29 protein-coding genes are annotated in these 24,774 nt (G+C 65.6%); 25 read left to right on the top strand and 4 right to left on the bottom strand.

The window, feature by feature from the left end:
- The first annotated feature begins 4 nt into the window (after positions 1-4).
- From V5F75_RS15685 to V5F75_RS15600, 18 genes are all read left to right on the top strand, one after another.
- Positions 5-391 (top strand): hypothetical protein, encoded by a 387-nt coding sequence (locus tag V5F75_RS15685; protein ID WP_394033721.1) that lies wholly within the window; start codon positions 5-7, stop codon positions 389-391.
- A gap of 2 nt (positions 392-393) precedes the next feature.
- Positions 394-978 carry a head-tail connector protein gene (locus V5F75_RS15680; protein WP_394033720.1) on the top strand — a complete coding sequence of 195 codons (585 nt, stop codon included), beginning with the start codon at positions 394-396 and terminating at the stop codon, positions 976-978.
- 2 nt (positions 979-980) lie between these two features.
- On the top strand, positions 981-1,145 hold the full coding sequence (locus V5F75_RS15675) for a hypothetical protein (protein WP_394033719.1): 165 nt from the start codon (positions 981-983) through the stop codon (positions 1,143-1,145).
- On the top strand, positions 1,142-1,492 hold the full coding sequence (locus tag V5F75_RS15670; RefSeq protein WP_394033718.1) for a head-tail adaptor protein: 351 nt from the start codon (positions 1,142-1,144) through the stop codon (positions 1,490-1,492). The genes V5F75_RS15675 and V5F75_RS15670 overlap by 4 nt, the downstream gene beginning before the upstream one ends.
- Positions 1,492-1,998, top strand: a complete 507-nt coding sequence (locus tag V5F75_RS15665; protein WP_509212097.1) for an HK97-gp10 family putative phage morphogenesis protein — start codon at positions 1,492-1,494, stop codon at positions 1,996-1,998. The genes V5F75_RS15670 and V5F75_RS15665 overlap by 1 nt, the downstream gene beginning before the upstream one ends.
- 2 nt (positions 1,999-2,000) lie before the next feature.
- The gene (locus V5F75_RS15660; protein ID WP_394033716.1) at positions 2,001-2,405 is read left to right on the top strand and encodes a DUF3168 domain-containing protein; all 405 of its coding nucleotides are present in this window, start codon (positions 2,001-2,003) and stop codon (positions 2,403-2,405) included.
- 36 nt (positions 2,406-2,441) lie between these two features.
- Entirely contained in the window at positions 2,442-2,882 is a 441-nt protein-coding gene (locus V5F75_RS15655) for a phage tail tube protein (protein ID WP_394033715.1), read from the top strand.
- The gene (locus V5F75_RS15650) at positions 2,879-3,082 is read left to right on the top strand and encodes a hypothetical protein (RefSeq protein WP_394033714.1); all 204 of its coding nucleotides are present in this window, start codon (positions 2,879-2,881) and stop codon (positions 3,080-3,082) included. The genes V5F75_RS15655 and V5F75_RS15650 overlap by 4 nt, the downstream gene beginning before the upstream one ends.
- Positions 3,072-3,485 carry a gene transfer agent family protein gene (locus tag V5F75_RS15645; protein ID WP_394033713.1) on the top strand — a complete coding sequence of 138 codons (414 nt, stop codon included), beginning with the start codon at positions 3,072-3,074 and terminating at the stop codon, positions 3,483-3,485. Before V5F75_RS15650 ends, V5F75_RS15645 begins: the two co-directional genes overlap by 11 nt.
- The gene (locus tag V5F75_RS15640; protein WP_394033712.1) at positions 3,482-3,637 is read left to right on the top strand and encodes a hypothetical protein; all 156 of its coding nucleotides are present in this window, start codon (positions 3,482-3,484) and stop codon (positions 3,635-3,637) included. The genes V5F75_RS15645 and V5F75_RS15640 overlap by 4 nt, the downstream gene beginning before the upstream one ends.
- Positions 3,638-4,007: 370 nt before the next feature.
- On the top strand, positions 4,008-6,749 hold the full coding sequence (locus tag V5F75_RS15635) for a tape measure protein (protein WP_394033711.1): 2,742 nt from the start codon (positions 4,008-4,010) through the stop codon (positions 6,747-6,749).
- A gap of 1 nt (position 6,750) precedes the next feature.
- Positions 6,751-7,401 carry a hypothetical protein gene (locus V5F75_RS15630; protein WP_394033710.1) on the top strand — a complete coding sequence of 217 codons (651 nt, stop codon included), beginning with the start codon at positions 6,751-6,753 and terminating at the stop codon, positions 7,399-7,401.
- Positions 7,401-7,991 (top strand): DUF2163 domain-containing protein, encoded by a 591-nt coding sequence (locus V5F75_RS15625; RefSeq protein ID WP_394033709.1) that lies wholly within the window; start codon positions 7,401-7,403, stop codon positions 7,989-7,991. Before V5F75_RS15630 ends, V5F75_RS15625 begins: the two co-directional genes overlap by 1 nt.
- 55 nt (positions 7,992-8,046) lie before the next feature.
- Positions 8,047-8,451 (top strand): DUF6950 family protein, encoded by a 405-nt coding sequence (locus V5F75_RS15620; RefSeq protein ID WP_394033708.1) that lies wholly within the window; start codon positions 8,047-8,049, stop codon positions 8,449-8,451.
- Positions 8,452-8,454: 3 nt separating this feature from the next.
- Positions 8,455-11,397: a phage tail protein gene (locus V5F75_RS15615; RefSeq protein WP_394033707.1), complete on the top strand. Its 2,943-nt coding sequence runs from the start codon at positions 8,455-8,457 to the stop codon at positions 11,395-11,397.
- A gap of 77 nt (positions 11,398-11,474) precedes the next feature.
- Positions 11,475-12,764, top strand: a complete 1,290-nt coding sequence (locus V5F75_RS15610; RefSeq protein ID WP_394033706.1) for a hypothetical protein — start codon at positions 11,475-11,477, stop codon at positions 12,762-12,764.
- An 18-nt stretch (positions 12,765-12,782) separates the two neighbouring features.
- Positions 12,783-14,459 carry a DUF2793 domain-containing protein gene (locus V5F75_RS15605; RefSeq protein ID WP_509212096.1) on the top strand — a complete coding sequence of 559 codons (1,677 nt, stop codon included), beginning with the start codon at positions 12,783-12,785 and terminating at the stop codon, positions 14,457-14,459.
- Between the two features lie 435 nt (positions 14,460-14,894).
- The gene (locus V5F75_RS15600) at positions 14,895-15,644 is read left to right on the top strand and encodes a hypothetical protein (protein WP_509212095.1); all 750 of its coding nucleotides are present in this window, start codon (positions 14,895-14,897) and stop codon (positions 15,642-15,644) included.
- Between the two features lie 272 nt (positions 15,645-15,916).
- Here V5F75_RS15600 and V5F75_RS15595 read toward each other — a convergent pair whose 3' ends face one another.
- On the bottom strand, positions 15,917-16,942 hold the full coding sequence (locus V5F75_RS15595; RefSeq protein ID WP_394033703.1) for an IS110 family RNA-guided transposase: 1,026 nt from the start codon (positions 16,940-16,942) through the stop codon (positions 15,917-15,919).
- Between the two features lie 126 nt (positions 16,943-17,068).
- On the opposite strand from V5F75_RS15595, the gene V5F75_RS15590 reads away from it, so the two are divergent.
- The 4 genes from V5F75_RS15590 to V5F75_RS15575 all read left to right on the top strand — a co-directional run bounded on the left by V5F75_RS15590 (position 17,069) and on the right by V5F75_RS15575 (position 19,163).
- Positions 17,069-18,025 carry a glycoside hydrolase family 108 protein gene (locus V5F75_RS15590; RefSeq protein WP_394033702.1) on the top strand — a complete coding sequence of 319 codons (957 nt, stop codon included), beginning with the start codon at positions 17,069-17,071 and terminating at the stop codon, positions 18,023-18,025.
- Entirely contained in the window at positions 18,022-18,303 is a 282-nt protein-coding gene (locus V5F75_RS15585; protein ID WP_393989154.1) for a ubiquitination-like system serine protease family protein, read from the top strand. Before V5F75_RS15590 ends, V5F75_RS15585 begins: the two co-directional genes overlap by 4 nt.
- A complete protein-coding gene (locus tag V5F75_RS15580; protein ID WP_393989155.1) occupies positions 18,297-18,680 on the top strand; it encodes a hypothetical protein in 384 nt (127 codons plus the stop codon). The genes V5F75_RS15585 and V5F75_RS15580 overlap by 7 nt, the downstream gene beginning before the upstream one ends.
- A gap of 183 nt (positions 18,681-18,863) precedes the next feature.
- Positions 18,864-19,163, top strand: coding sequence for a hypothetical protein (locus V5F75_RS15575; RefSeq protein ID WP_394033701.1), 300 nt, complete (start codon positions 18,864-18,866; stop codon positions 19,161-19,163).
- A gap of 73 nt (positions 19,164-19,236) precedes the next feature.
- On the opposite strand, the gene V5F75_RS15570 is transcribed toward V5F75_RS15575, so the two are convergent.
- From V5F75_RS15570 to V5F75_RS15560, 3 genes are all read right to left on the bottom strand, one after another.
- Positions 19,237-20,325: a helix-turn-helix domain-containing protein gene (locus V5F75_RS15570; protein WP_394033700.1), complete on the bottom strand. Its 1,089-nt coding sequence runs from the start codon at positions 20,323-20,325 to the stop codon at positions 19,237-19,239.
- Entirely contained in the window at positions 20,322-20,939 is a 618-nt protein-coding gene (locus V5F75_RS15565) for a hypothetical protein (protein ID WP_394033699.1), read from the bottom strand. Before V5F75_RS15565 ends, V5F75_RS15570 begins: the two co-directional genes overlap by 4 nt.
- Positions 20,940-21,371: 432 nt before the next feature.
- Positions 21,372-22,169: a TerB family tellurite resistance protein gene (locus V5F75_RS15560; RefSeq protein WP_394033698.1), complete on the bottom strand. Its 798-nt coding sequence runs from the start codon at positions 22,167-22,169 to the stop codon at positions 21,372-21,374.
- 534 nt (positions 22,170-22,703) lie between these two features.
- Here V5F75_RS15560 and V5F75_RS15555 point away from each other — a divergent pair.
- From V5F75_RS15555 to V5F75_RS15545, 3 genes are all read left to right on the top strand, one after another.
- A complete protein-coding gene (locus V5F75_RS15555) occupies positions 22,704-22,961 on the top strand; it encodes a hypothetical protein (RefSeq protein ID WP_394033697.1) in 258 nt (85 codons plus the stop codon).
- Positions 22,954-23,226 (top strand): hypothetical protein, encoded by a 273-nt coding sequence (locus V5F75_RS15550; protein WP_394033696.1) that lies wholly within the window; start codon positions 22,954-22,956, stop codon positions 23,224-23,226. The genes V5F75_RS15555 and V5F75_RS15550 overlap by 8 nt, the downstream gene beginning before the upstream one ends.
- Positions 23,227-23,350: 124 nt before the next feature.
- Positions 23,351-24,601 carry a tyrosine-type recombinase/integrase gene (locus tag V5F75_RS15545; RefSeq protein WP_394033695.1) on the top strand — a complete coding sequence of 417 codons (1,251 nt, stop codon included), beginning with the start codon at positions 23,351-23,353 and terminating at the stop codon, positions 24,599-24,601.
- The last annotated feature ends 173 nt before the right edge of the window (positions 24,602-24,774 follow it).

The following is a 24,774-nucleotide window of genomic DNA, read 5'->3' as shown; positions in this document are numbered from 1 at the left end:
GACCATGCGCGATCTTGCGTCCAACATCGCTGCGGTGCAGGCCGTGGCCCCGGCGGTGCTCACCGCCACCACGACTTCGGCAGCCATCGACCTCGCGGACTTCGACGCGGCGGCGGTCATCATCAATACTGGCGCCATCGTCGGGGCCGGTAACTTCACGCCCAAGCTTCAGGAGAGCGACACCACCACCTCGGGCGATTTTTCCGACGTGGCGGCTGGCGATCTCAACGGCGCGTTCCCGGCGGCGCTGGCGGCGGCCAGCACCTACAAAGTGGGCTATCGCGGCGCCAAGCGCTATGTCCGGCTGGTGCTGACCCTGATCAGCGGCACCTCAATCGCCGCCGGCGCCGTGATCGTGAAGGCGCACGCCGCGCAGCTTCCGGTCGCCTGACCGTGCTCGCCCCCGTCCGCGTCACCGCCCCGCCTGAGGCGCCGGTGAGCCTTGCCCAGGCGAAGGCCCACCTCCGTGTGGATCATGACGACGATGACCTGTACATCGCCGCGCTGATCGATGCGGCGGCGGCCCACTTGGACGGCTGGTCCGGCATCCTCGGCCGGGCGCTGGTGACGCAGGCGTGGCGGCAGGATTACTGCGGGTTTCCCGCCGGCGGGAAGCTCCGCCTGCCGCTCGCGCCGGTGCTCTCGGTGGAGAGCATCGCCTATCGCGATGCGGCCGAGGCAGTGCAGGTGCTCGACGCCGACGCCTATTCCGGTGTACTGGCGGACGGGCTCGGCCCCTATGTTCGGTTGGCACACCGCTCCTGGCCGGCGACGGAGCGCCGCGAGGACGCGGTGTCGGTGACATTCACTGCCGGATATGGCGGGCCCGCCGATGTACCGGCGGCTATCCGCCACGCCATGCTGCTGCTGGTGGGGCATTGGTACGACGCCCGCGAGGCGGCTTCCGGCACGGTGATGACCGAGCTGCCTCTAGGGGTTTCGGCCCTCCTCGCGCCGTACCGGCGCATCTCGCTCTGACCATGTGGCTGCACTTCACCCGCGAGTTCTGGTGGTCGCCGCCTGAGCGCGCCGGGCGCATCACGCTGCGCTTCCTGGCCGGCAGCACCCACTTCGTCCGCCGGCTGTGCGCCGCCGCCGCGCTGGCTGAGGGCGCGGCCGAACAGACCACGAGGCCCGCGCGATGACGACTTCCGGCCAGCTCAACCGCCGCCTGACCTTCCAGGCGCGCGCGGCTCTCCCCGGCGGGGACGGCGCCGGCAATTTCGAGGCGGCGTGGGTGGACCAGTTCAGCGCGGCCGCCCGCGTGCAGCCGCGCTTTGGCGGCGAGGCGGTGCTCGCCTCCCGGCTCACCGGCAACCAGCCGGTGACGATCACGGTGCGCCGCTCCACGGCGACCCGGTGCATTGCGGCCGACTGGCGCGCCATCGATGCGCGCGACGGCACGGTCTATGCGCTCACCTCACCGGCGATGGACCCGGCGGAGGATGGGGCATGGCTGGAGATGATGGCGACCACCGGGCGGGCAGCGTGATGGCGAGCATCCTCAATCTCGCCAAGCTGGAGCGCAAGCTGAAGCGCCTGCCTGATGCCGCGACAGCCGAAATCAAGGCGGCCATGGAGGCAGTCGCGGATGACATCGTGCGGATGGCGCGGAGCCTTGCCCCGGAAGAAGACGGCGATCTGAAGCGCTCCATCGGCTGGACGTGGGGCGCGCCTCCGCGCGGCTCCATCACGCTGGGCAAGGTCGCCCGCTCGGCGCTCGGAAAAGACCTGACGATCACCGTCTATGCCGGTGACGACAAGGCCTTCCATGCGCGCTGGGTCGAGTTCGGTACGGCCCCGCACAGCCTCGCAAAAGGCGCAGACCGAAGTGCCCGAGCGGGACGAGGGAAGAAGCAGGACCAAGGTGACATGCACCCCGGCGCGACCGCACACCCCTTCTTCTACCCCGCCTACCGCGCAAGCCGGAAGGGGGCAAAGCGGCAGATCCGCAAGGCCACGCGCTCGGCGGCGCGGAAGGTCGCATCAGGGAGCTGACGATGGCCGATCCACTCCTTGAGCTCCAGCGGGCGCTCTACGCCTGCCTGAGCGCAGATGCCGCCGTGACTGCGCTCGTGGCGGGGCGGGTCTTCGACCGTGTGCCAGCCGGCGCGCCGGCCCCGTATGTCTCATTCGGCCCGATGACGGCTGATGATGACGGCGCCGATTGCATCGCCGGCCTGTCCGTATCCGTGCAGATCGATGCTTGGTCGCAGTCCGTCGGCTATGGCGAGGCCAAAGAAATCGCCGGCGCCGTGCGCAAGGCCATCGCCTCGGCTGATCTGGACCTTGCCACCCACGCGCTGGCGGACATCACGCACCGCAGCACGCGCATCCTGCGCGATCCTGACGGCCTCACCTCTCATGCCGTCCTGACCTTCGAGGCGTCCGTCGAGGCCGTCTAACCGCCGCCCAGCGCGGCTCCATCCCTGGAGAACAAAATGGCACAGCCGACCACGGCCCGCTTTGGCAAGTTCAAGATCGAGCTTGGCGACGGGGCGACGCCCGAGGTGTTTTCCGCGCCCTGCGGGTTCACCTCCAAGTCGCTCACGCTGACGAAGAACCTGGAAGAGGTGAACATCCCCGACTGCGCCGACCCTGACAAGGTGGCCTGGGTCGGCCGCGATGCGTCGAGCCTGAGCGCCTCGGTGAGCGGTGAAGGGGTGCTCGCCTCCGAGAGCGTGGGGATCTGGCTCGATGCCTTCGAGTCGACGGAGAGCGTGTCCGTCCGCATCTCGATCCAGTTCGCCACGAAGACCGTGACGTGGGTGGGCAAGGTGCACCTCTCCACCTTCACGCCCTCCGCTGACCAGGGCGGCCGGGTGACGGCGTCCGTGGAGATGCAGAGCGACGGCGAGCTCGTGATGACGGTGACGCCGTGACGCGCGAGACGCCGAGAATCGAGGTGGTCAACCGCAAGGGCAGGCTCCGCGTTGACGTCGACGGCAAGCGCCTGCCTGCCACCAACATCGCCGTGGACTACACCCCTGGTGGCCTCGGCGAGGTCACGGTGCGTCTACCGCTCAGCATGGTGACGATCCTCAACGAGGACGCAGAGACGGACGCCCCGCATGTCGCGTGATGCTCGCGTGGAACTGGATTGGGCGGACGGCACCTATTCCTTCCGCCTGGGGTGGGGCGAGCTGGGCAAGCTCCAAGAAGCCTGCGACGCCGGCCCGCTGGTGATCCTTGAGCGCCTCAACAGCGGGATGTGGCGGGTGGAGGACATCTCGAACGTCATCCGCCTGGGGCTGATCGGCGGCGGCATGGAGCCGGCGTCGGCGCTCAAGAAGGTGCGGGCCTATGTGGAGGCCCGGCCGCCGACCGAGAACCACCTCTTCGCCCAGGCGGTGCTCTCCGTGGCCTGCTATGGCGCGCCGGATGAACCGCTGGGAAATCCGGAGGCGGCGAGCCAGGGGAGCGCCTCGACGGCCTCCCGAACGGAAAGTTCAGGCTCGCCGCCGTCTACGGAGCCGGCGCCGTGATGGGGTTCGGCCCCCAGCAGGTGGACGCCATGAGCATGTGGCAGTTCATGGCGGCGCTCGAAGGCTGGGCACGGGCCCACGATCCCGACGCGGCCGGCAAGCTGTCCCAGGGCGAGGCGGACGAGCTTTGGGAGATGGTGCGGGGAGGTTAGCGGGTTCGGCGCCCAGGAGGTGGCACATAGTCGAGTTGTGGCTGTGCTCTGCCATCGACCTCAATTAGCTCGCGCCCAATGAGGACGAGCACGAGCCCCGTGAGCATCACTGCGCCGGCGACCGTCGAAATGGTCATGGCATGGGCCAGATCCACCATAGCCGCGGAAGCCACGCTCTCACCCCCGGTCACCCTGGAAAGGGCCGCATCGTAGCTCTGTTGGCCAGCACTGGGCGCTGCCCTAGGCGCCAGAAGAAACCAGGTCAGCGGAGCCGGAAGGACCAGCAATGCGGCGCCGACCCAGCCGAGAGGGGTGAACCGATAGGCGAACCTCCGCATGTCGCGCACTCTCCATGTAAATAGGAGCCACAATGGCCACTGACCTCGAACGCCTCGTCGTGCAGCTCTCCGCCGACATCAAGGGCTACCAGTCCGAGATGCAGCGGGCCGCCGGCATCACGAACCGTCAGGCCCGCGCCATCGAAGCCCGCTGGAAGCAGAGCGAGCGCAACCTTAGCGCGATTGGTTCCAGCATGGCGAGGGGGCTTATTGCCCCGCTCACCGGGGTGGCTGCGGCGCTGACAACGCGCGAGGTGCTGTCCTATGCGGACGCATGGACCAAGGCGAAAAACTCGCTCGCGGTGGCCGGCGTGACTGGCGTCACCCAAGCGGCGGTGTTGGAGCGTCTTTATCAGTCCGCGCAGGCGAACTCGACGCCCATCGGCGCGCTGGCTGATCTATTCGGTAAAGCGGCTCAAGCATCCGACAATTTGGGCGCCTCGAATGAGGAACTCATCAAGTTCTCGGATGGTGTGGCCGTTGCACTCAGGGTCGCCGGTACCGGAGCGACGGAGGCATCTGGTGCGCTGACGCAATTGGGCCAGCTACTTGGATCTGCGCGCGTCCAGGCCGAAGAATTCAACAGCGTGAACGAGGGCGCGCGCCCGATCCTGATCGCGGTCGCCAACGGGCTTGATGCGGCCGGCGGCAGCGTCAACAAGCTGAAACAGCTCGTGAACGACGGCAAGGTGTCCGGCCAGCAGTTTTTTCAGGCCTTCTTGAAGGGTCTGCCGTCCATCCAATCAATGGCGGCGAGTTCGGCGCAGACCATTGACCAGGGCGTCACGAAGGTGACAAACGCGCTGACGAAGTACATTGGCCAGACGGATGAAAGCCTGAGCGCATCCCAGCGGCTTGTATCCGGCCTGAACTTGCTCGCTGACAATTTCGGGGAGACGGCTGATGTCGTGGTGCAACTTGCCAGCATCATCGCCGGCGCGCTCGTGGGGCGCTCCATTGCCGGGATGATAGCGAAGCTGGGACTTGCCACGACTGCCGTTCAGGCATTCATCGTCGCGATCCGCAATGCAGTAAGGCTGGGCAGCCTGGCAACGGCAATTGGGGGAATCTCTGCGGCGGCCGGCCCCATTGGTCTGGTGGTGGGGGGGACGGCTGTTGCCGCCCTCACCCTGTTCAGCTCGACAGCCAGCACAGCCAGCGCTGGCGCGAAGGTTTATGCCAACGCACTCAAGGAGGTGGAGGCGGCGGCGAATTCATCGGCGGCCGCCATCAACAAAACGAGCGCATCAATCAGCCAGGAAATGGCAAACCGGCTCACGGCCGGAGTACGCCAGGGCGAGCAGGAGATCGGCCGGGCGAAGGACGCCGCGCTGAGCTTGTTCTCAGCCATCATAGAGAACGCCCCACGCCGGCTCGTGAGCGATGAGCAGATTTCCTCACTTGAAGAGATGAGGGATAAGCTCCGCACTGGATCCAGCACGGCGGAGGAGACCAAGAACGCTCTGTTCGCCCTCGCCAACGCGAACCCAACGTTTCAGCGGCTTGCTGACCAGATGGCGCCGCTTCTGGCCACGCTTGCCAACGCCATAGCCGCGACGAAGACGCTTAAGGAGCAACTCGCAGCGGCGGCCCCGCCGTCCTTCCGGCAGGCTGAAAACGCCTCCATGGCGGCCTACGAAAAAATGCAGCAGGCCGGGCAGGCATTCATCGGGGACCTAGCCAAGCAGAATGCGCTGACCAAGGATCAACTCGCGCTCGAAAAGGAAATCGCGGAGATCCGCAAGGAAGCCCAGGCGAAGGGTGTCACGCTCTCCGAGCGGGACATTAAGCGGGCAGCGCAAGACAGGCTGGCCGCCGAGAAGCGCCGCTCCGGCGAGGGGAAGAAGACGCCTCTCGATACGAGCTACCGCCTGGATGAGGACCTTGCCCAGGTCAAGGCACGCACCGCCGCCCTGGCTCAAGAAGCGCAGATCGTCGGCCTCTCGACCGCTGAGCAGGAGAAGCGCCGCGTCGCGCTCGATCTGGAGCAGCAGGCCCTCTCTGAGCTGCGAAAGGAAGCGCAGCAGAAGGGTGTCGAGGATCTGGACGCGATCACGCTCTCGGAGGAACAGCGGGCGAATATCGATGCTGTCGCGGAGGCCTATGGGCGGCAGGCGGCGGCGACGGAACTCGCCCACCAGCAGCAGCAGCGGCTGCATGACCTCCAGCAGGAATTCGGATCGCTCGCCGAAGACGGCATCATGGGACTGGTGGACGGCACGAAGAACCTAAATGACGTGCTGGCGGACACGCTGAAGCTCATGGCGCAGATGATCCTGAAGTCGGCTCTGCTGGGCGAAGGCCCGCTTGGCACCGGCAGCGGGGGGCTGATCGGCAGCATCACGAAGGGGCTGACGGGCGCGCTCAGCGGCGGCGGCTTTGCCGATGGCGGCTACACCGGGTCCGGCGGCAAGAACGATCCTGCCGGCGTGGTGCACCGGGGCGAGGTGGTGTGGTCGCAGGACGATATCCGCCGGGCCGGTGGCGTCGCTGTGGTGGAGGCCATGCGTCGTGGCCGGAAGGGCTATGCCGGCGGCGGGCCGGTGGGGCTCCCGAGCATGACGCACGGCCTCACGCTCCCGAAGATCCAGCCGGCGGCGCGGGGCGGCAGCATGACCTTCTCGCCGGTCATGACCATCGATGCGCGCGGGTCGCAGATGGGCGAGGCGCAGTTCCGGGCGATCCTGGCCGAGAACAACCGTGCGCTGCTGAAGCAAGTCCCGGCGGCAGCGGAAGCGGCGCGCCGGCGGACGCCGACCATCAACCGGACCTGACATGGCGATCACCTATCCACGCGCATTCCCGACCGGGCTCCGGTTCGGCAAGAGCCAGATGGCGCTCACCCGCCAGATGTCCACGATCACGCTGGAGAGCGGAGCGGTGCAGGCCGCTGAGATGGGCGAACCCATCTGGCGCCTGTCCGCCACGACCGAGCCGCTGCGGTGGACCGGCCGGCGGCAGCTCGCCGCGTGGCACGCCTCGCTGGCCGGCTCCCGGCGCATCCTGGCCTATGACTGGGTGGGCTCCTACCCCATCGCCTACGGCGCGGCGGTGATGGGCCTGACCCGCGCCACCGGCGGGGCGTTCGGGGGCAGCGCCACGCTCACGAGCTGGACGGCTATCACGGTCACGCTGACCGGGCTGCCGGCCGGATACGTGCTCAGCGCCGGGGACCGGATGTCCTGGGCCTGGGCCGGCGTGCGCGCCTACCACGAGGCGGTGGAGCCGGTGACGGCTTCGGCCTCCGGGGTGGCGACTGTGACGGTGGAGCCCGGCGTGCGGCTCTCCCCGGCGCCGGCCGCCGGGTCTGCCGTTGCGCTGGTGCGACCGACGGTCGTGATGATGATCGTGCCCGATAGCTGGAGCCTCGATGAGAGCGGCGCCCTGGGGGCCGCCTCCTTCGAGGCCGTTCAGGTGGTGGTGTAATGCGCTCCTTCAACTCCGATACCCTTGCCCTCCTTGATGCGGGGCGCGTCGTCATCCGCGACATGATCGACTTCCAGCTTGGCGGTGGCACCTATGGGTTCTGGTCGGGCATCGGCTCGCTCAGCTATGCCGGCCTGACCTATGTGGGCGCGGGCTCGCTCATCAAGGTGGGTGACCTCGACTACGTCTCGGACCTGTCCAGCGCAGCGGTGACGTTCGCGCTGGCCGGCATCGCCAACAGCGACCTGACGCCGGACACCCTCGCGAGCATCGAGGATGAGGACTATCACGGGCGGCCGGTGATCCTGCGCCGGGCCTACATCCACCCCGACACGCGGGCGCTGGTCTCGGTGGAGCGGATCTGGCGGGGCTACATCGACCAGATCTCCCACACCTACACCATTGGTGGCGAGGCCGTGCTGGAAGTGGCCTGCGAGAGCCGGGCCCGCGACAACACGCGCCGGGGCTACCGGACCTATGCGGACGCGGACCAACGGCGGATCGACCCGGCTGACGGCAGCCTGCGTCACGCCGCGACGGCGAGCAAGGCGACGATCTATTGGGGCAAGCTTCCGGGACAAGTGAAATGAAGCTGTTTCACAGTGCTCAGAAGCTGTTTCACATGAAACGCGGAGGTTGTTTCACATGTCTCGCGTGAAACACTGGCCTGACCGGCTCGAAGACGTGATCGCCGCCTATCAGGGCGGCGAATTTGTTTGGGGCGAGCGCGATTGCTTCCGGCTCACCATGGATGTGGCCGAAGCACTCACCGGCACCGACCCTTATGCGGACCTTGAGCCCTACGACAGCGAGACAGGCGCGGCGCGCCGGCTGGTGGAGCGGGGCCATGCGAGCCTGGGCGACGCGCTGGCGGCCGTGCTGCCGGAGATCCCGCCATCCTTGGCGCAGCGGGGCGACGTGGGCGTGGTGGATGAGGCCGGCACCGATGCCGGCGTGGTGGTGATCGGGGCTGACGTGGTGGGCATATCGCAGCGCGGGCTGACCCGCGTGCCGCGCTCGCGCCTGGTCCGCGCCTTCAGGGTGGGGTGAGCAATGCCGACAATCGGGTTGGCGGTGGCCGGGGCTGTTGGTCTTGCCGGCGCGACGGCGGCTGTGGCCGGCGCGGTGATTGACATCGGCGTGGCGGCGGGCCTCACCTATCTGTCGTCGGCCCTCTCTGGCAAGTCGTCTTCGGCGGCGGACAGCGGATTGCAGGCCGCCGTCCAGGTGGGCGGCGACCAGCCTCGCGGCTGCCTCTATGGACAGGGCGGGATCGCTGGATACCACGCATATTGGAATACCTTCGGCGGCGACGCGCTGTCCATGCTCCAGCAGGTCTATGTCATCGGGGACGGGCCCCATGATGGGCTCGAAGCGGTCTGGATCTATGGGACCCGCTACACAGTGACGGTGCGCGAGCAGGATGCCTACCGCACCATCTATGACGTGGACGGGTGGACCCATGGGGGCGTCAGCTACATCCGGCTGGCGTTCTGGCACGGTTTTTCGGACCAGCCGGCCAGCCCGACGCTGGTGGAGGGCTCCAATCCAGTCGGCCGCTGGACCGCCGCCGACCGCCTCGCCGGCGTCTGCTATGTGCATGTTCAGTCCTTCTACAACAAAACCCTCAACGAGGGCGGCATCCCGGACTTCCTGTTCGAGGTGCGCGGCCGGCGCCTCTACGACTGGCGCCTGGACAGCACCACCGGGGGCGCGGGCCCGCACCGCTGGTCCGACGAGCGGACGTGGACCTTCAGCCGCAATCCCATCGTGCAGCTCATGGATTACCAGCGCGGCGTCTGGCGCGGTGGCGAGCGCACCCTGGGCATGGGCATCGGCCCGGTGGACATGGACCTCGACGCCTTCACGGGCGCGGCCAATGCCTGCGATGAGCTGGTGGCGGAAAGCGATGGGTCATCGGCGCCGCGCTACGAGTGCGGCACCTACGCGGCCGACAATGAGGAGCACGCCACCGTCATCCAGCGCTTCTTGGACGCCTGCGGCGGGGCGCTCTATGAGCGGGTGGGGGTCTACAGCCCCCATGCCGGCGTGGGGCAGGTCACGACCTATCCGACCATCACCGACCGCGACCTTGTGGCGGGGTACGAGGTGCGGCTCACGGCCAAGCGCCCGCGCAGCGACTTGGTCAACGGCCTATTTGGCTCCTACAGCGAGCCGGCCGAGCAGTACGAGATGATCGCCTACACGGCGCGCACGGACAGCGCGGCCGAAGCCGCGGACGGCGAGATTCGGCGCTCCCAGGTGGACTTCCCGTCGGTCCATAAGCCGCTCCAGGCGCAGCGGCTCGCGAAGCTCCAGCTCGACCTCGCCCGCCTCCAGGGCACGGCCACCATCACCTTGGGCCTGCGCGCCGTGGTGCTGGAGCCGGGCGACTGGATCCGATGGGACAGCGCGCGCTACGGCAACCACCGGTGGCTCATCACCAGCCTGCGCCAGAATGCCGACCAGACGGTGACGCTCAGCCTGCGCGAGATCAGCGGCACGGCCTACGGGTGGTCCGAAGATGACGAGCTGGACGTGGGCTTCGGCGGCGCTCCCGCCGGCCCGCCGCCGCTGCTCACTACCGTGCCGGGCATGGTGGTGTCCCCCACGATGGTGGTGGGCGACGGCGGAACCTATCAGCCGGCGATCATGGTGCAGTGGACGCCCATCATCGATGACACCGTGGATCTGGTGTCCTTCGAGTGCCGCTCCGTGGCCACGCCGGGCGTGGTGATCGCCGCCAGCACCGCGGATGCCGCCGGCGGCATGTACATCATCTCAGGAGCGCTGCAGCCGGCGACGGCCTACGAAGTGCGCGGCACCGTTTCCGGCGCGCCGGCGCGCGCCACGACATGGACCGCCTGGCTGCCGGTGACGACCGGAGATGCACGCTACACGATCTCAGAGGCCGACTTCGCGAAGGCCCTCCACAACCGCATCGTGGCCCGCACCGACGCCGAGGTGGCGGCGCTCCAGGATGTGACGGCGCAGATGGCGCTCGCAATCGCCGCGGCCGATGCCGGGGCCGCGCTGGCGACCACGGCGCTGGACCGCAGCACGACCATCCAGGCCGATGCGATGACGCAGCGGGTCGAGACCGTGACGACGGAGGTGGGCGCCGCGAAGGCGGAAATCCAGCGGGTGGACAGCACCTATGCCAACGCGACCGAAGCCCTCGCCCAGCGCGTGGAGAGTGTCACGGCCGAAGTGGTGGATGTCAGGGGCGGGGTGACAGAGGTCAGGGCCGGCGTGACGGAAGTGACCGCCGCGCTCGCGACGACGCAGCAGGCGGTGGCGACGCAGACCACCAGGCTCGACGCGCAGATCCAGAGGATCGACGCCAACACCGGCGATATCGCGACCAACTCCGCCAGCATCACATCCACGCAGGCAGCCCTTGCCACGACCACCCAAGCGGTGGCGACGCAGAGTAGCCGCCTCGATGCCCAGGTGTCACGGATCGATGCCAACACGGGGGCCATCGCAACCAACACTGCGGATATCTCCACCACCTGGGCCGCAGTGGTGGATGCGCACAACTCCATCGCGACCAACACGACCGCGCTCAACGCGCGGATCGACACGGCCAACGCCGCCATCGGCACGGTGGCAGCAAGCGTCAAGGTGACGGCGGTGGCCGCGGCCGCCCCTGCGGGAGCCGTCGCGGCCTATGAGATCGCCGTGAAGGTGGGGGACAGCGCGGCCACGGCGCAAGGCGGCCTGCTGATCGCCGTCTATGGCAGCCCCGGCGCCTACACCTCCAAGATATTCCTGCGGGCGGATTCCACGTCCATCTTGGATGCGACAGGTGGCAAGGCGCTGTTCGTCGTTGATGGCAGCGGGCAGGCTTATTTCAACGTCGCAATGCTGAACGTTACAGCATTGAGCGCAATATCTGCAAATATTGGGTGGATCACAGCCGGGACCATTGTATCCGCAAACGGGAAGATGATTATCGACCTTAACAACAATTATATGCTCTGCGCGGACTAGATATGGTCAATCGCGTCCTTATCGGGTCCTACGGCGGCGTCCCCCGCCTACGCGTGGCCCGGCCCGGCTATGATGTCATGGCCGTGCTTTCGGATGAACGGCTGTGCTTCGACAGCGCGTGGCCGGAGATCCTGACGGTCTACCGTGCATCATGGGCCGACACATCCCTTCCGGGCGGCTCCGACGCCGTTGCCTTCGGCGGCTACACGTGGTCGCTGCGCTACTCGACCTTGAGCTATGGGGAGGTGCTGCCGGTCAAGCCCATCGTCCTGGCGTGGTCCAGGGTCAGCGGCGTCTACATCACGTGGCTCGATTCGTCCGGCAACGTCGCCCACACCAATCAGGCCGCGATGACGCTCTACCCGGCCATGACCGCCTCCTACGAGGACCGGGCGCTCATCGGCAAGATCGGCGTGGAGCCTTCCGCCGGCGTCGCCTACATGGTGCTCCACCAGCGCCTTGACGGCTATGACACGCGCGAGGCCGCCGGCTCCACCTATCGCGTCCTGCTGGGCACGCACCCGTCGCGCGGCGGCGGGCTGTTCGTGTCGCGGGCCGGCGCCAACGTGCTGTCGTGCCCCGATGCCGACCTCGCCCTATCCAGCCGCAAGCTGCCGCTCCAGGCGGCCGAGGCCGGCGCCTACAGCCCGGCCGCCCGGATGACGACGGCGACCAACGCCACCTATCCCGGTGGCGCCTGGTCGTGGATCAATTACATCGACCTCGCCGGGAGCTATCCGACCTTCCCGCCGGTGATCATCGCCATCAGCAATCTCGGGGCGATGGAGCCGCTGCCGAGCAAGGCGGCGATCAAGATCCACTGGATCAATGCCAGCCGGATCTGCATCGAGGTGGCGGGCAATTGGGTTCCCGGCGCGATTCCCACCGGCGCCACCATCCAGTGGCTCATCCCTCAATATGACCCGAGCTATGTGGCCCCGGCCGCGTCAGCCTCCACCTTCCGCGTCCAACTGGCGTCGAGCGGGCTGCGGGTGAGCAAGCCGGGCGTAGATGTGCGCTACGCCGCCAACGCGGACCTGATCCTCGATACCTCGCGCTCCATGCTGCACATCGCGACGCGCGGAACGATCAACAATCCGGGATCTGTCGCCGCCGGCACCACGCCCATCAGCTCGGCCGCGTCTGCGATGCCGCTCGTGCTGTTCGCGAGCTACACCTTCGGCCGCTGGTGGGCCTCGCCAAACCTTATCGCCGTCGAGGCCGAGCGCACTTCCGGGACGACAAAGTACATCGGCACGCAGTCATGGGCGAAGATCGGGTCTGATGGCATCAAGTGGTCGTTCTATGCTGGATCTCAGACATCGAGCATCGTGTATTCCGTCGTAAACTTCTCATACTATTCATGAGGCATTGCGATTATGCCGTTGTCTCCAACGTCATATTACAACATCGGCACCGTGAGCGTGGCGGCCGGCGGGACGACGGTCACAGGCGTCGGCACGAGTTGGTCCGGCGTCGTGGTGGCCGGCGATACGCTCATGCTGGGCGGCCTCATGGTCATGATCTCGGAGGTGGTGTCCAGCACCAGCCTGAAGCTGCTGCTACCCTGGCCCGGTTCCGCGCAGGCCGGCGCGGGCTACGCCATCGCGCTCAATGCCGCCGACCGTCTCGCCGTCACGGCGATCCCGACCGCGCTTCGAGGGCTGATCGAGCAGACGCGTATCCTCTCCGGGCGGGTGGAGACATATGCGGTGGTGGCGCGGCAGGATGCGCCGCCGGCCGCCCCCGTGACCGATGACATGTACCTGCTCGGCGCGGTGCCCACCGGCGCTTGGTCCGGGCGGGCCGACTACATCGCGCAGTGGTCTGGCACCGGCTGGGTGTACATCGCGCCCAAGAGCGGTATGCGCGCCTATTCGCGGGCGGCTGATATCCTCTATCAGCGCGGCGTCTCGGCCTGGACAGCGGTGCCGGCCGTCTTCGGTTCGGCCGCGACCGAGGCTGTAGACGCCTTCGTACGCACCGGTGCCGCGCAGGCGTTGACCATCGCCCAGAGGGCGCAAGCGCGCACGAACATAAGCGCCAACCCCGAAGACGTGCTGGCCTATCTCGGCGCGAATGTGCCGCACCTGTGGCACCTGGGCGCGGCCTATGCGCTGGATGGCATGCGGCCCAGCCTCTCGGTTGACATCCCGCGGTCCCGTGCCGTGCTGGACGGACTGCCGGTGGACGACAGCGTGCTGTTCACGCGCACCGGCGGCGCGAAGGTGGTGACAGGGGCTGATGGGGGGCTCATCACCGTCGCCGCCAACACCCTCGCGTTCGACTATTCCACCGGCCGGCGGCGCCTGCTGCTGGAGGGGGCGGGCACCAACCTCTTCATCGGCTCGTCCGCCCCCGCTGCGGCGCAGGCCATCACCGTGACGGCGCAGCCCTACACACTCTCGTTCTGGGGCACCGGCGCCATGGCCCTGAGCGGGGCGGCCAGCGCCACGGTGACGGGCACCGGCGCCAACGCCCGCACCACCTACACCTTCACGCCGGTGGCAGGCACGCTCACGCTCACGCCCACCGGCAGCGTCACCAACGTGCAACTCGAGGTGGGCGTCCGCGCCAGCTCCCACATCGCCACCACCACGGCGGCGGTGACGCGGGGCGCCGACGTCTGCCAGCTCACCCCGGCGGCGCTTGCGACGCTGTCGGTGGCTGGGCCGTGCACCGTCGCGTGGCGCGGGAGCAGCTCGCAATCCGGCTATGCCGCGCTGATGTCGCTATCTGGTCAAGCGCTGATCCGGCGCTCGACGGATGGTCTGCAGGTTCTTGGGCTGGTGCCACTCGCGCTTGGCGCGGGGCTTGCTGTGACGGCCATGGATACCGCGCCCATGGGGCTCGCTATCGGGTGGGACGCGTCCGGCGGCCTCGCCAGCGTCAACGGCGGGGCGGCATCCGCCAATGCGCAGGTGCCGAACGGGACGCTCTCCTCCGGTCATATCGGCTGGTCGAGCGGCGTGAGCGGCTGGATCGAGCTGAACGAGCTAGTGATCTGGCCGGCGAAGGGCAGTTCCGCCGCCGTGCAGGCCCAGGCGCACGCCTGGAACTGAGGAGGAAGCAAATGGCAATCAGGCTCCCAACCGTGGTCGCGTCAGGCGCGTATAGCGACCTGACGGGCCGCCCGACGCTTGGCACAATGGCTGCCCAGTCCGCGTCCAATTATGTGCCCGTGAGCAGCTACACAGCGGCCGATGTGCTCGCCAAGCTGGCGACAGTGTCTGGCCCTGGCTCCGGCCTCAATGCCGATAAGGTCGATGGGTGCCACCTCGCAGACCTCGACTTTCGGTATGTGGGCGGAGTGAGACTTAGCGGCGAAATGGGCATCCCCGTCGATACAGCAACGACTGGCTACGTCAGGTTCCAAGCGCCTGCCGGATGCGTAATAACCAATATACTTCAAGAATCCGTAAGCAAGCTGATTGGATTTGTTAATTGCCGCGCGGTTCAAGTTTATTCAAACTACACGGCAATGTGGGTAACTGTTGGTGGTGGCTGATATGATAGATCATGGCATTTTCGAGCAGTACATTCCAGCGCCGGCATCCGCGTCTGATGATCCGGCACTCGCGCAGCTCATCATGATAGAGCATCCCAGGGCGATCTTCGCTCGGCGGGTTGACGGCAGAGATTGGTATGAGTTGCAGCGTGACGGGCTCATGTCCGGATCGCTCAAGGTGCTCGTAACGGACGATGGGGCCGTTATCTCGGCGCACACAGATGCGTCCATGTTGCCTGCGCCGGTGGGGTTGAGGGTGGTGGAGATGGATCCTGGCGAGGTGCCGCCGGGGATCGACTGGAGCATCCCGCTGCAGTGGGCCGGTGTGAGGATAGTGGGCGGCGGCATTGTTCCGCGGTCTGTAGACCTATCCGCGCTCAAGGCCACCCTCTGCACGCAGATCGACGCCGCCGCTGAGGCGGAGCGCGCCCGCTACATCACCCCCGGTGCTGGACAGGCAATGACGTACCAAACCAAGGCCGCCGAGGCGCTCGCCCTGGCCGCCGACCACGCGCCGGACCCTTCAGCCTATCCCCTGCTGTCGGCCGAGATCGGCATCACCGCTTCGGACCTCGCCGGCGTGGGCGCCGTGGTGCGTGCCGCCTACGCGGCGTGGCAGGTCATCGGTGCCGGGATCGAGCGGGCCCGGCTCGCCGGCAAGGCGGCGGTACAGGCGGCCAGTGATGAGGCTGAGGCCCGTGCCGCTGCAGCGGTGGAGTGGCCTGCGCCGCCGGCCTGACCCTCTCTCTCCACCTCACTACCCTGACCACCAGCCGCCTTCGGGCGGCTTCTCTATTGGGCGTCTCCAGTCAAGCGTTGAAGGGGTTGTCCCGCCAGGTCTCTGGCTTCTCTCCGAAGTCGGCGCTGGGCCGCTTCATGGTTGGGTTCGAAGAATGGTGGGCCAATCTTTTTTGCGGAGTCACAATATGTGCTCCAAACCGCCCTCGGCCTCACCGCCCTTCGGTCCCCGGTGGGACGCCTTCTCCGCTCGCGCGGATCTCGCCAATCGGGTCAGTCGGTGGCCGCCGCCCAACGGAACTCGGTTTGATCGACCCACATGCGATGCAGGATGACGGATAGCCGGCGGGCAACCGCGATGGTGGCCTTCGCCATTCCGCGCCGTTTGACCAGGCGGAGCCCCCAGGCTCGCAAGGCCGACGGACGGGTGCTTCGCGTCAGCAAGACAAGTGCCGCATCGAATAGGGCAGATCGAAGCGTCTCATCTCCATTCTTCGATATGCGACCGCGTCGGTCGATCTCTCCTGATTGGTGAGTGCGTGGCGCGAGACCGAAATGCGCTCCGACCGCCCTCGACTTTCGGAACCGTGCCGGTTCGTCGATGGCTGCACGATAGGTCAGGGCGACGAAGGGGCCGACACCGGGCGCCGTCATCAGGAGGCGACAGCTTTCATCTTCGCGAGCTAGGGCCAGCATGCGGCCATGGAGGATTGTGTACTGATCGCGCAGCGCGCGGCGGACTGACAGCATCGGTTCAATAACAGCCACCAGTGCAGAACTGTCCGCGATCAGCTCTCGCACCCGAGCTTCATAGTTGGCTCGGGTTACGATACCGACCCGCAGTCCGAAGTTGCGGATCAACCCCCGAATGCTGTTTTCTACGTCTATCATTTTTCCCTGAAGAAACTTTCTGGCGGCCAGAAGAACACGAATTTCCTGGCTGGCCAGCGTTTTCACATGCACTGGCCGATAGAGCCCGACACGCATCATTTGCGCAATGCCGCGGGCATCGTTCCTGTCTGTCTTGTTCACCTGCGCGCTCAGCATCGCCTGCGCATGCCGGGTCTCCACGCAGATCATCGGCATTCCACCGCGAGCCAGGCCTGCATAGAGCCATTGGCACATTGGTCCCGCTTCAATGCCAACCCGAACATAGCTCCGACCCATTGATCGGAGGAAGGCGAGGATCGCCTCCGGGTCGCTATCGGTCTTGCCTTCCCGGACGACGGCGCCAGCCGCATCCATCACGCAAATGCTGGTCGTCCGCACCGAGACGTCGAGGCCCGCAAACAAGTCCATCGCGCTTCTCCTGATCGGCGTGAGCTGATCGCCGGAGCGTATCCGCAGCCGGCCATGTCTCAACCCCGTTCAAGCAGAACGGCGCGAGCCCAATGGCCCATCCTTTTTCTTTGCCTGAAAGGAACCATGATGAAGGAAAACTTCGAGGCTGCCCTCGCCTGCGTGTTGGTGCATGAGGGGGGCAAGGATGATGATCCGCGGGATCCCGGCGGGCGCACCGCCTATGGCGTGATCCAGCGCCGCTACAACCAGTACCGCAAGGCCAAGGGCCTGCCGGTACGCGACGTGTGGCTTATCACGCCGGACGAGCGCTCAGAGATCTACCGCGTCTATTACTGGGACGTTTCCCGCGGTGCAGACCTTCCCGCCGGCCTCGACTATTGCGTTTTCGATGCCTGCGTGAACTCGGGCGACGGGCAGGCGGCGAAATGGCTCCAGCGCGCAATCAATGACGTGCGCGCGAAGAGCGGGCAGGGCGCCATCGCTGTGGACGGCCGGATCGGCGATGGCACGGTCCAGGCAGCGAATGCCATCGACGACGTGGATGCGGTCATCGCCGCGATGTCTGACCGGCGGCTGGCGATGCTCCAGAACTTGAAGACCTGGAAATATTACGGCAAAGGCTGGGGGCGCCGTGTCTCCGAGGTGAAGAAGCTGTCCCAGGCCGTCGCCCGCGGCAGCGTCGCGGCGCCGACGCCGGCCGGCTGGGTCACCGCGCCCGAGGCGCCCCTGAAGACCTCGCCCAAGGCGATGTTGTCCGACGCGAAGTCGCTCCCGAGCCCGGACAAGGGCACCATCGCGGCGGCCATTGGGGGCGCCTCGTCGGCGGTATCCACCACCACGTCCGCACTGCAGCCGGCCCAGGGCATCCACCCGGCAATCGATACCGCTCTGCATGTTCTCATCATTCTCGGCATCCTGGCGACGCTGGCGGGCGCGGCCTGGGCGGCGTGGGCGAACAGCCAAGCGAAGCGGATGGCCGAGGATCTCGGCCTCACCGCACCTGTGCCCGCCGAAACGGATGCCATGAACGACAATGCTGGGCCGGATCACCTCGCCGTCGCGCCGGGAGAAGCGGCGTGAGCGTCCGCGCAATCCGCGTCGAGGACATCGACGAGGGCGATGGCGCGAAGCCTGGCGCCTATGAAATCCGCCGCTTCGACGGCGAGATCGGGATTGCCTTCCGCTGTCCGTGCGGCTGCGGGAGGGAGGGCTACCTGCCGATCCGGCCGCAGGACGTTGGGCCGAGCTGGGATTTCGACGGGTGCGACGACGCTCCGACCGTCAACCCCAGCGTGCTCTTCCGGGGCGGGTGCCAGTGGCACGGCTGGCTCCATGCTGGGGAGTGGGTCTCATGCTGATGCCCATCCTCTCCTGGGTGCCCTGGTGGCTCTATGCTATCTGCGCCGTGGCGGCCTATGTCGCCGCCAGGCGCTACCTCGGCGAGAAGATCGCACTGGTCTACGCCGTCGCAGCCGCGGCCTGGGTGGCGATGGACTATGGCGGCGACACACGCGAGGCATGGCTGCGTGCACAGGGCGAGAAGGCTGTCGCCCAGGCAGACGCCTCCATCTCAGTCGCTGCGGATAAGCACGCGGCCGAACTCCAATCCCATCTCGATGCCCAGGCGCGCCAGCTCAAGGAGGCGACCGATGCGCTGGAAACTCTTGCCGATCGTCCCGGCTGTTCTGCTGACGGTGTCCTTGACCGCCTGCCAGGATGGAGTGGCCGGCCTTAGGCGCGACCTGCCGCCGCTGCCGACGGTTTGCGCGTCGGTGCCTGCGCCGGGCATCCGCCGCGGCGAGGATGCCCGGGTGGCGCTGGCGAAGGTCGCCGCCGCCTTCTTGACGGCCAACGGCCACATTGCTGCGTGCCGGGATTGGTACGAGGGCGTGCGCCGAAGTTACGCGGAGGGCCGCCTGTGACGGACGAACCTCAGGCCGAGCACTGGACCCTCGACAAGAAGGTACCGCTCGCCATCATCTTCGCGCTGGTGGTCCAGGGCGCTGGGCTGGCCTATTGGGCGGCAACCCTCGAAAGCCGAGTGAACAGCGCGGAAAAGGTCATCAGCAAGCTGGAGGGTCGCGAAGGGGAGACCCGGGAGGCCCGCGAGCGCCTGATCCGTCTGGAAGAGCGTATGATCTCCATCGGCGACGATCTGCGCCGGGTGACGCAGAAGCTGGAGACACTGCTTGAGGATCGGCGAGGGGCACGCCCATGAGCTGCCCCTACGTGTCACTCAACTGGGAGCGCGCCATCCTCAGCGCGCTCCCAGCTCGCAGACCTGTATTGTGCTATTTCACGACCCTTAATTGGCGAGGTGGCCGGATTGACGGCTCCACGCCATAGAGCAACTGCACATCGCGTTCATCGATATGCAGAAGCGCGCTAAAGTCGGAAGACGTGTAGCCGAGTTGATCACGGTGGAGCGCGATAATGTGCTCGAATAACCGTGTCGTTTCTGCGGGGAACTGTGTTTCCTCAGGCTCTCGCTTGCGCCAGCCTCTGGCACTGAGTTGCCGCCAAAGATAATCGGCTTGGTTCTTCGAAAGGAACCCGGCATGGCTGCCACGGTACAGCAGCGAGGCGACAGAAACGCGCCAGTACCTTTTCAGCTGCACCAGACGCTCCAGGGTCACCTTGCCGCCGATAAAGTCGCTCCGTAATTGCGAGGCAGGAGCCAACAGTTCGCCTGCGAAAGCGTCCGCCTGATCTTCCATTTCGTCTGACGGGATCGCATGCATAATGAGATGACCAAGCTCATGAGCGAGGGAATGTCTCATCCGGTCAGCAGGAGCATTCTTGTTGAGAAAAATGACCGGGGGAACATCCCTCAAGCGCATCGTCACGCCATCCACATGTTCTGCGAAATCCGTCAGGATGACCAAAATTCCTGCACGTTCGCACATCGCAGTAAGGTTCTTGATGGGACCGTCTGGAATCATCCAGGCCTTGCGGATGAACAACGCCACTTTGTCCGCTCCTCCCATCTCATCGGCGTCCAACCGAGGCAAGGGGAGTTCGGGCGCCAAATCGATTGTGTTGAGAAGCCGACGCAAATTCATGACGCGAAGATTGAGTTCGGCGTGCAGGCGCTTGAGATCGGTGGCGTTCACGGACGCCTTTTTGCGCCAAGCAACGTCGTGAACACTCAAAGGCAGACCCGAAAGTTCATCGCTCTGAGTAAAAAAAGAAACGGGAAAGCGTAGAGCCTTGGCTACCTCCTCAATCGTGCTCATAGAGGGCAGAGAATTCGTTATCCCCCTTTCGAGGCGCGAGTAATATCCTTGGTCAAGCCCGGCGTCTTGCGCGACGTCGGCTTGACTCTTTCCGCGAAACTGCCTTGCCAGTAGCAGCATATCGCTATTGAATACCGTAGTCATGTTCCGCCACTATCTTTCGTCTTTTTCTCGACGGTTTGTTGGCCAGGAGCCTTGATCTTCGCCAATTTCGCCGGGTCGGCCTCAGGTTCGATCAACGGCAGCTCGGCGCTCGGCACTACCACGCCAGCGTCATTCAGCTCAATCTTCCAAAGATGCACACCTTTATGTCGAGCTGCCACGCCAACCCAAATTACGTCCGTCTCAAACTCGTTCAGGACATAGCAAAGTTCAACGCGCTGAAGCCCCGCATAGCCGTACAGATCGATGTCATGATCATCGAATTGTTCCGCTTCAGGTGTGGGGAAGTTGGCCGTGGTGAGGCTGACATCAGCATGCTTGAAGCGAAACAGAACTGCATCGTTAATAATAAAGGATGCCGTGTCACGGTGCTCGACGTACTTAAAATCTGGATCATCAACTGAAAGAAGGCTCAGCTCGCGAACGGCGTCCTCCCAAACCAACCCTCGGAAGGTCGATTTTCGCCGCCACCTTGCGCGTTGAGGATACGCATCGTTTGCTCCCACCCACGCGGAGCGAACCGCTTCATGGATACGCGCGGCACGGCCCTTTTCAAGTAGCACCTGCTCTACGAAGTCTCGACGCGGAAGCGGCATGGAGAATCCTCAATCCTAAGCGGAACGAAGATATGCCATTTTTTTACAAAAACAAGATCAAAATATGTGGGATATTATGTTTGGCGGTGCCTTTCGTCCGACAGCACGGCTTTTCGTGCTGAAGAGTCGACAAAGTGATCCCCGGCGCGCTCCCCCACTTCATCGGCGTCTGGGGCGAGTGAATCCCCTGCCGTGGTCACCACCCTCCGCGCCTTGTGGCGTAAGGGTTTTAGGGGGTGAATCCGATAGATTGGTCACCACCCCAGCCCGCCGCCCTCGGCATTCCGACAGCGGAATGATTTCAAAGGGTTATTTGGCTTAATGCCGGATTTCCCGGCATTTGTCCCGCCGCCTCATCCCGCCCGCTTCTTCCGCCATGTGTTCACCGTCTGCGGCGAGACGCCAGCCCACCGGGCACGCACCACACCGTGACTACGCGGTCGCGGCATCGCGCTTCGCGATCAGCCGACGCAAGGTGGTGAGGATCTCGCGGTAGGTGTCATTCTCCGCGCCGACAACCTGCCCATCCGCTCGTGCCATGCGGGAGAGCCATTGCGGAAGATCAGAAGGGAAGGCCCCGCGGTCCAGCGTCTGGTTGAGCGCACGGGTGATCATGCTGGCTGAAGGCTCCAGCGCTGTGAGTTCTTGCACCATGTCCGCCAGCATCTCAGTCTGCTGGATGGTGTAGGTCTTGCGCGCTCCCTCAAAGACGAGGTCAGCGATGATGCCAACTTCTTCCGGCGCGAGATGCTGATCTGCCTTGGCCATAGCCATGAGCAGCACAGCGGCTGGGCGCACAGTCTCGCGCAGCTCCTTGCGCATCTTCGTGATGCTGAGGCGGGCCGGCCGTGCGAACTGCTCCTTCCTGGGGGCTGAGTGGACATTGTCACCCGGCTCCGAAGCCATGGCGCCGAAGAAGGCGACAGGATCCGGAATGATCTCGCCGGTTCGCCCGTGTGCGAGGGTCATAATGTTCTGCGCCAGAAATGCCCGGTAGGCGTCGCGCAGAAGGCAGTGCGCGCCGACTTGCAGCTTGGCGCTCTTCCAGCCAACAGCTCGCACCACAATGTCGCGTGTGCTTATTCCGCCTTTGGCGTCGCGGTATTCGATGCCGAACACGCCGCCGATGATCTCATCATCATCTGGCAGCGCCTGCGCACCTTGGTCGTCGGCATCGATTTCCGGTCCTGTGCGCATCGCTCCCGGAAAGGCTACAGTTCGGCGCGCCATTTGACCCCCCGCGACAGCCATTGGCTGCATCCCCAATGCCAAGGTTGCACAGGCGGCAGCGTGCGCGCAACTCGCTGGCAGCGCGTCATGGGGCCTCACGAGGGGTGTTCGATGAGGCGTCCATATTGGATGGGCGCGGGCGGGCAATGGGTGATGTGGCGTTTGCTCACTCCTCCTGCCCCTTCTTTCGATCGCCCTTCGGCAGATACCCACGCTCTCGGAGCCAAGACGCTACGATTCGTCGGAGCGCTTCGGATCGGCTGGGCTGATCGGGCTCTGCTGCCGCGAACGCGTCGACGCCAGTGATGGTTTCTCGGTCAGCACGGAACCGCAGCAGATCACTGTCCACGGAGGGCCGCCCACGGCCTCTCTTAATTTCTGTGCTCATCAATTGACATCCGATAATTAATGAGCACATAAATAACGGGCTGACAGGGCGGTTGCAACACCCGGTCAGCCCTCACCCTCAAAGATGGTTTCCGCATCATGAAGGCTACCCCTGCGCATACCACGGGCGGGGCAACGGCTGAAGCTGTGCCCGCGCTCAACCTGCCACCCGTCGATTACGCCTCCGTCACCCTGGAAGACCAGGAAGAGGCGCTGGCGGCGATCTTCGACTTCGCACGGGCCATCGGCCAGATCCTTGGCGCGACCCCGAGCGACGACATGCGACCGGTCCACCGTATTGCCCTCGCCATCGAGGAGCAGGTGGAGCTCGCGGAAGGCATGCGCCAGCAGGCTGTGGGCGCCATGATGGAGATCACCGAGGAGCAGGAGGGAGACGATGACTGACCGCCGCACCCTCCTCGTCAATTACATCGCCTGGCTCGACATGGAGCGCCGGCTGGCGGCCGTGGAGCTCCACCGGCTGGAGAGGCCCGACGCTTCGGAGCGCGAGCTGCTGACCGCCTCCCGCGCAGTCCCTGTAGCGGAGGTGTCTCCCCAGGTCGCGGACTTCCACGGGCACGGTGACTGGCGGGACAAGCCATCGCCCTCCACACGGGCGGTGGCGGTGCTGACCGTAGTGGGCCTCACCCACTTCGGAGCCGGCCGGTGAGCCGCCGCCTCCTTTGGCTCCGCGTCGCCCGTGCGGCGGCGCGGGTTGCCCTGTGGGCGGTGAGGAGGGCTGAACAGTCGGTGCACTCGTGATAGGGGTAGAGGGGCAGGAGAGGGCCCCTCTGATGTCCGTTCGCAAGCGCTCGTGGAAAACCTCCAAAGGCGTGCTCAAGCAGGCTTGGGTGGCCGACTATGTCGACCAGTCGGGCAAGCGCCATATAAAATCGTTCGAGCGCAAAAAGGACGCTGAAGCCTATCAGGCGGCAGCTCGGGTAGAGGTGTCGGCGGGTACCCACACGGCGGACAGCACCAGCATCACGGTTGCGGAGGCTGCGGCTCTCTGGCTCGAAACAGCACGCCAGAATGGTCTGGAGCCGGCGACTATTGACGCTTACCGCCAGCACGTCAACCTGCACATCAACCCGTTCATCGGCCGCGTGAAACTCTCGCAACTTACCATAGCGGGCGTGCGCGAGTTCGAGGACCATTTGCAGAAAGGGGATGAACCCGGTCTTGATCCGAGCACACCCCCGCGTCCTCGGTCACAGCCGATGGTCCGGCGGGTAAGGGTGAGCCTCGGCGCGCTCCTGGCGGATGCCCAAGAGCGTGGCTTGGTCGCTCGCAACGTGGTGCGCGATTTGCGGGCCAGGCGCACCAGAGGCAAGGAGCTGCACGCGGAAAAGCGCCGCAAGGGGAAGATCAAGGTGGGAGTGGACATCCCTACAAGGGAGGAGGTGCGCGCCATCCTCGCCGCTGCGGAGGGCCGCTGGAAGCCGCTTTTGCAGGTGGCTGTGTTTGCAGGACTGCGGGCCTCCGAACTTCGCGGCTTGCGCTGGCAGGACATCGACTTCTCCGCGCGCCAACTCCATGTGTCGCAGCGCGCGGACAACCGCAAGCGAATCGGCCCGCCGAAGTCCGCTGCCGGTGCCCGCGCCGTTCCTCTTCCGCCGCTGCTGGTCAATGTCCTGCGGGAGTGGAAGCTAGCCTGCCCTAAGAGCGAACTCGGGCTCGTGTTCCCCACTGGGGCGGGGCAGGTGGAGTACCATTCCAACATCCTCACCCGTGGGTTCATGCCGGCACAGGTGGCCTCCGGTGTTGTCGTTCCTGTCTTGGACGCGAACGGGAAGCCGACCCTCAAAGAGGGCGAAGCGGTGCTGCGCGCAAAGTACACGGGGCTGCACTCCATGCGGCACTTCTATGCGTCCTGGTGCATCAACCCGAGGGCCGACGGCGGCTTGGGACTGACCCCGAAGGCCGTGCAGGAGCGACTCGGGCATTCCTCGATCACCATGACGATGGACGTCTACGGGCACCTGTTTCCGAGAGCGGACGAGGCGGAGGAATTGGCGGACGCCGAACGCTCGTTGCTGGGGTGATCTGCGACATAAACGCGACATGAAGCAAAAAAATATAAGTATATCAATGGTAAATTAAAAACTCTGACTCCGTTAATCCTGGTTCGAATCCAGGTCCCCCAGCCACCTGATTTCCGATAAAAAGACGACTGTGGATGGTAAGGCGCGAGAGCGCTTTGCAGAGGGCGGTCGAG

Origin of the sequence: Xanthobacter albus, assembly GCF_043194895.2 — a bacterium.
Lineage (GTDB): Bacteria > Pseudomonadota > Alphaproteobacteria > Rhizobiales > Xanthobacteraceae > Xanthobacter.
The sequence above is the reverse complement of the archived record's forward strand: the minus strand, read 5'-3'. Positions and strand labels throughout refer to the sequence as shown.